Below are 6,418 nucleotides of genomic sequence, written 5' to 3'. Positions count from 1 at the left end.
AAAGAAGCCCAAAAGTTTAAATTCAAAAACCAATTCGGCTGATTAGCTTTCATTTTGCGCTCGATTTTTTTGGAAGGAAGCCAAAAAATAAAGCTCGTTTTTTAGACAAAAGCCTGTTGGCTTTCTTCTAAAAAAATGAGCAAACAACCAAAGGGCGTTAGTGTGCGGTTCTACAATAAACACCCCAAGTGAAGCAAAAAAAGCGTTATGTATTCCAACTCGTAGAAAGCTTTTTTTTGCTGAACGAGTGGCGGTGTTGCGGTCACTGACAGCCACCGCAGACTGGGAAGCCCTTTTTCAGGGCTGGAAGGATGCGTGCGTGTAACGGCAACCGAAGAAGTGAAGCGATAGCGGAACAAATAATTTAAGTCAGCTTTAGCGTTCCTATTGAGGTTGATGGCTGGCGGTTGAGCAACCGCCAAAACACAAGTGGCGGTGGATTTTTTAGGACTATTTTTTTTTCAACTGAAAATTTTCAACCGATAAAAAAAGAAAAAAAATAGTGCTAAAAAAGACACAGTAGCCACGACGAACGAAAGGAGCGACCGTGTGGAGACTGGGAACGCAGACAACAAAAAAAGAGCTGCCATTTTTCTTGGCTGCTCTTTTTTTTGGTGGCAAGTGGTCTGTGGAACGGAGGCTTTTTCAGCCGACTGGAACAGCCTAGCGGAACAAAGGAAGCGACCGAAGAGAGACCGCTTTTTTGCTCTGCTGTTTATATTCGGATTTTCGTTTTTAAACCTAAATTTCCCTAATTGGATGATATAAATTAATCGCATTTTGCAAAATTTCCAACTCCGTTTGTTTGTATAAAATTGTTGTTGATGCCCGTTTGTGTCCTGCAAAAACCTGTACGATTCTCGTGTCATTTTCCTTTTTTAGAAGATTAGCAATCACACTTTGGCGGATTTTGATTGGTTGTAATTGTTGACTTTTCTCTCTGTGATCATTAATCATTCTGTTCAAAACATTCGGGCGAACTTCTTCTTTTAATTTGCCTGTAATGAGCGTTTTTATTGGAGTTTCTGACACAATATGTTGGATTAATTTTGGATAATCTTCTTTTAAATAATTCAAAAAAAGTAAAATTTGTTTGGCTTGTAATGGCAATGTTCTTGATTTCTTTTTGTCGCTAGATTTTATATAAATTTCTGCTTTATCTAAATTAATATCTTCGATTTGTAAAGTACAGATTTCGCCAACTGTTAAGCCTTGATAAATCAGTAAACTAATAATTACTTGATTTCTTCTTTGTAAAATTTTGTCTTTGTGTGTATCGTTTAAGAAGTTTTCGAGTGTTTCTGGAGTGTATAAAGTATCGACTGCAATTTGTCTGCTAATCTTGTCTTTTAAATGCAATTCACTACAAGGATGGTCGTTTCGTTTGCCTATTTCGAGTAAATAATAATAGTAAATTTTAACGTTTAATAAATAATGTTTGATGGTTTTTGGTTTTAGATTTTCGTTCTTTCGTAAATGTCCAACGTAATCTAAAATGTCTTGATATGTAGCTGTTTCTGCTTTGTTTTGTATAAAATTAAAGTACTTTCTAATGCTACACAAATACGGATTTAAGGAGTTTCTTTTATACTTTTTTAAAAAATATTGCTCAAGTGTCATCGTTTAAAATTTTGAGTTGTTCTGTCGAGATATGCGTGTAAACTTCGGTAGTTTCTAGGTTGCTATGTCCTAAAAAAGTTTGTACTTGTTCTAGTTTCATTCCGTTTTCTAAAAGATGCGTTGCGATAGAATGGCGTAAAGTGTGCATTCCGATTTTGTTTAATTCTGCTTGTTTAAACCGTTTTCCAAAGTTGGTTTTATCAATCAATTTCTTTAGGATTAAATTAAAGCTTCCTGACTGCATCCTGTTTCCTTCGATGTTTAAAAACATTGCCTTTTTTGCTCCCCCTTCGGGGGTTGGGGGGCTTATATATGCTTTCAATTCCATAACTATTTGATTTGCAATAGGAACGATTCTCCTTTTGTTGTTTTTTCCTCTTTCGACAATTAGTCTATTTTCTTTTAAGTCAATGTCTTTTTTATTCAATTTTACCAATTCTCCAACCCGTAAACCACAACCATAACCAATATTTAAAATCATTTTTTCTTGTTCGTTTTCACAATTTTTGTACAGTTCCTTGATTTGGTTTTGAGTAAAAATAATCCGCTCGGGTTGGATTTTTGGAGTATAAAATTTAAAGCTCGATGCTGGATTTGTTTTTAGTTTGCCAAGTTCCAAAGCATAACCAAAATAACGCTGGACATTTCGCAGGCGTTCGTTTATGCTCTCTTTTCCTAGATTTTCTTTGGTTCTTTTATTTTTTTGGGTTTTAATATAGCCTTGATAATCCGCAATATTTTTTGGAGTAATGGCTTCTAGTTCATTGATTTGTAAACTTTCCAACCAACTAAAAAACTGTTTCAGATACAAATATCTTGTTTGGCAAGTGTGGTCTTTGTATCCTAAAATAAGTAAATGTTTTTTGTAGTTTGTGGCTTCTTCTTGATAGACTTTATTATAAACTTGGTGTCTGCTTTGCTTCATCTTATGACGGTTTTTTACACTTATGATGCTTTTGCTTACTCGTTTTTTTGGAATGCGGAACGCTAGACCTTTTTTTGATTAAAAACCTATATTTATCAATACTTTACAAAGTTTTCTAGCGTTCCTTTAGTGTTCCGTAGCGTTCCATATCTTGGCCATACTTTGACTTGCTATGGTGCTTTATTTTTTCTTTAATTGCTCAATTTGTTGCATCAAGAATGCCTTTATTTCGGTTCTAATTTTCTGATAATTATCCCAATAACATATTTTGTAACGGATGCCTTTATTGCTGTAACCGCCTATTTGCTTGATGTATTCGAGCTCCAAAAGCATTTGTATTTGTCTAAAAGTTTGTGTTTTGCTCAAGTTAAATTCTTGCCTTACGTCTCTTAAAATAAATTCTTCTTTGTCTTTTGCATACTTTTTCAATCGTTCAAAAAACTGTCTTAAACTTCCGTCCAGTTCATCGACTTTTAAAATTATGCTTTCAAATAATATCTCGGTGGCTTGTTCTATATCTTCGATTTCGGTGATGAGTTGATTGTCTTTTGTAAGCTCTCTTTGGTATTGGTTTAAAAACGTAACTTGTTTAATTACTGCTTGATACATTTCATTTAATCGCCTTATTTTATGCACTTTTTCGGGTAATTGTAACTTGGTGGCATACGGATTAATCACTTCATAATGTTTTAGATTTCGAACCATTGCCTGTATAAAACTTACTGCTTTTTGGCTTTCTTTCGGGTCTATTTCTCCCGCATTTCGTTTGTTTTGGTTTTCGATAATTCTTTGGGTTTGTTCCTTGGATTCATCCACTGCGATTAAAAAGCTTCGGCTCATATTGTCCTCATAGGTTTCGCCTTTGGTCGTTGCTGATAAACTGGAGAACTGCCCTTTTACTTCTTTTCTGGTCGATTTGTTGTTTCCTTTTTTGTCTTTCATCGATACCGAACTGCTCAAAAATTGGTTGCTGATAAGTTCCCGAAGCGCATACAAAGCATCTTCTTTCAGTCCGTCTAAATCCTCGATAATGATGATTTTTCTAAACAGATCGAACTCGCCCCAATTGTACAAACTGCTTTCGGTGATCCTGGTAAATCTAAGTACATCTTCGCCAGGCATTAAATCGACAATTCTTGAGATAATATGGGTTTTTCCGCTTCCGCTAGAACCTTGTACTATGGCGTGTATTGGGCTTTTGTTCATATAACTAATGATGATTAAGAACAATAATAAACGTGAGTTTTCTTCGCCAACTATTCCAGATTTACCAATTTGTACGTTTAATCTTTTGAGTAAATCTTTGGTTTTTAAAAACTCGATTGGTTTGTCATTTGCCACAGATTGCACTGATTTATTTTGTTTGGGTTCTACTTTCTCTTCAATAGAAAAATTCATTTTTTCATTAGAGATTGCTTCGTTATCACTCGCAATGACTGGTTTTCGTTGTTCCAAAAGTTCTATAAATATTTCGGGTTCGTGTAATTGTAAAGTTTCGTTTATGTCTTTGTTTGGTAGTTCTATTGTCGATATTTTATACTGCTTAAATTGTTCAGCATATTTTTTTACCGTTTCTTTTCCTGCATCATCATTATCAAAAGCAAAAATAATTTCTTCGAGTTCTTCAAGTTCTAATATGGCTTTTTGTATTTCTTCGTTTAGCCCATTTGTTCCGTAACACGCTAAAACACTATAATTTTTTACTACTTCATCAATCTGCAACAAACTCGCACAATCAATAATACTTTCGGTTAAAATGAGTTTTTTTGTTTCGGGTTTTGGATAGTTTGGATATAAACCTTGTCGATTTTTTAAGTAAAAATGCTTTGCGTTTTCTTTGTCTAAAATACTTCTGAAGTAAAAAGATACGATTTCGTTTTCTTGATTTTTTAAAGGAAAAACTAGGCTGTATTTTCCGAAAACATTATAAGCCGTTTCGCCATTATTGGATTTTAAACCGTTATCCAAAAGCAACCCAACTGCCAAAGAATTATTAATCAGTTCCTCGCTCTTACGCTCTCCGTGGTGGAATTGTCCGCTATTAAAACCGATTTCGATTTTGCTGTATTCTAAATTTCGTTGTTTGCAATATTCTCTTGCTGGTGTGCTATTGACCAAGCCTTTTTTAAAACTCGTGAATATTTTATCTAAAAAAGTTGTTTTTTGAAGTTGTGAGATTTTGATGGTTTTTTTCGTTTCCCAAACTACTGGTTCTTGATTGTTTGCCAGTTGCTCACATTTTACAATCGCTTCGTGTTTGCTTATCTTTTCATAATCCTGCACCCATTGTATTTGGTCGCCCTTTGCCCCACAAGCGTGGCATTTGTAAAAATGCTTTTCTAAATTGACTTGCAAACTTGCCGTTTTATCCTCGTGAAAAGGACAATTGAGCATATTGTTTTTGGGTTTTAGTCCGTAATGGGAGAGGATTTGGGCGAGAGATAGGTTTTGTTTGATCAGAGAGATTTCCATAGTTTACAAGGATAAAATTATTTTATGCGATATTTTCGATTACAAATATAAAATTTATTTTCTTTTATCGCATACAATAGTTTTATTTATTCGCAACTATTTTCTATTAACGCATATTTAAGTATATTTGCTTTATAAAATTATAGGTTATGAGTATAGGTAGAATAATCAAAAAGATACGTGAGGACAAGGGTTTAATGCAGAAAGAACTTTCTTCTTACCTTGATATTGGTAACAGTAACTATAATAAACTAGAAAACGGTCATCGAGATTTATCGGTTGAAGAGTTACAAAAACTAACCAAACTTTTTAATCTTACCGCTGACCAAATTTTGAACTACGAAAATATAGTTCCCGAAGATGTTACCATAATGGATAAACCCGATTTTGAAAAACTCCATCTAATTAATCAACTGGACGAAGAAGACAAAACAACAGTTTTTAAAATAGTAGATACAATGCTTACAAAAAAGAAGTTTAAAGATTTCTTCGCTAAAAATGTAGCAATGTTATAAGCATAAAAAAACAGGCAATTAGCCTGTTTTTTTATGCTTATTTTACTTCAAAATAAATCCTATCGTCATTTTCTAAAATCTTAATATTTACAACGACTAAACTTAATTGGGATTTAAATATTTCAATTTCTTTCGAGTATGAAATAGTGTTTGCATTTAAATTACGTTTATTCCAACTTTCTTTTTTCGCTCTCTCATCTATTTCGTTCAAAACACTTTTAGTATTTTCAACCTCGTAACTAAATTCAAAATCTTCGGAATCTATGTTGTGATTGCCTTTAAAACCAACTTTATCACTTGATATAAAAGGTTTTAAGTAATCATATTTTATAACGTCTTCTTCATTCAAACTTAAATTTTCATTACAAGCAAATAAAGCAATGCTCATAAAAAACAGAATTATTCTATTGGCACTATTCATAATTTAATGTTTTGATGGTAAACTGATTGGTCTATAATTTGGTAGTGCATCTCCGTAAGTTAAGTTATAATACCTAAAATAAGATAATTTTTGAGCTTGCAATCTACCGTAACTATTAGCTTTTTGATCTGCAACCGAACTGGCTCTCGAATCTCCTTTTATATATTGATCCGTTATTTCTCTTAAATTACTCATCTTTTCAGCGGCGTATCTACCGCCAGGACCTCTTAATGATGCTTTAAAATTTGCTTTACTATGAAAATACTTATCTGAATTTTTCCAGTTTGCATCTTTCATTTCATTGTAGGTTTCTATAAAATCACTTACGCCTCCAGAAAAATCTTCAACAAAATCAATTGCCTCTGTTACTGTTTCTTTCACTTTTTGAACAACACCTTTCTTTGCGGGTGGGTCAATCTCCCCGTCATCCCCCATTTTATGCATCGCGTGATTCAGCCCACTAAC

At 33.5% G+C, this 6,418-nt stretch carries 6 protein-coding genes; 1 reads left to right on the top strand and 5 read right to left on the bottom strand.

Going from position 1 to position 6,418, the window contains the following annotated elements:
- Positions 1-741 precede the first annotated feature (741 nt).
- The 3 genes from RMO70_RS02225 to RMO70_RS02215 all read right to left on the bottom strand — a co-directional run bounded on the left by RMO70_RS02225 (position 742) and on the right by RMO70_RS02215 (position 5,017).
- Positions 742-1,620: a tyrosine-type recombinase/integrase gene (locus RMO70_RS02225; protein WP_310554795.1), complete on the bottom strand. Its 879-nt coding sequence runs from the start codon at positions 1,618-1,620 to the stop codon at positions 742-744.
- Positions 1,610-2,545 (bottom strand): tyrosine-type recombinase/integrase, encoded by a 936-nt coding sequence (locus RMO70_RS02220; protein WP_310554794.1) that lies wholly within the window; start codon positions 2,543-2,545, stop codon positions 1,610-1,612. The genes RMO70_RS02225 and RMO70_RS02220 overlap by 11 nt, the downstream gene beginning before the upstream one ends.
- Positions 2,546-2,725: 180 nt before the next feature.
- Positions 2,726-5,017, bottom strand: coding sequence for a CHC2 zinc finger domain-containing protein (locus tag RMO70_RS02215; RefSeq protein ID WP_310554793.1), 2,292 nt, complete (start codon positions 5,015-5,017; stop codon positions 2,726-2,728).
- A 149-nt stretch (positions 5,018-5,166) separates the two neighbouring features.
- Between RMO70_RS02215 and RMO70_RS02210 the strand changes: the two genes are divergently transcribed.
- Positions 5,167-5,532, top strand: a complete 366-nt coding sequence (locus RMO70_RS02210) for a helix-turn-helix transcriptional regulator (RefSeq protein WP_310554792.1) — start codon at positions 5,167-5,169, stop codon at positions 5,530-5,532.
- Positions 5,533-5,569: 37 nt separating this feature from the next.
- Here the strand turns inward: RMO70_RS02210 and RMO70_RS02205 are convergent, their stop codons facing one another.
- Positions 5,570-5,953 carry a hypothetical protein gene (locus RMO70_RS02205; protein WP_310554791.1) on the bottom strand — a complete coding sequence of 128 codons (384 nt, stop codon included), beginning with the start codon at positions 5,951-5,953 and terminating at the stop codon, positions 5,570-5,572.
- A gap of 3 nt (positions 5,954-5,956) precedes the next feature.
- Positions 5,957-6,397 carry a serum amyloid a protein gene (locus RMO70_RS02200; protein ID WP_409025065.1) on the bottom strand — a complete coding sequence of 147 codons (441 nt, stop codon included), beginning with the start codon at positions 6,395-6,397 and terminating at the stop codon, positions 5,957-5,959.
- Positions 6,398-6,418: the final 21 nt, after the last annotated feature.

The organism is Flavobacterium sp., assembly GCF_031422135.1.
GTDB lineage: Bacteria > Bacteroidota > Bacteroidia > Flavobacteriales > Flavobacteriaceae > Flavobacterium.
Note: the sequence above shows the minus strand (reverse complement) of the source record. Positions and strands in the feature narration are given on the sequence as shown.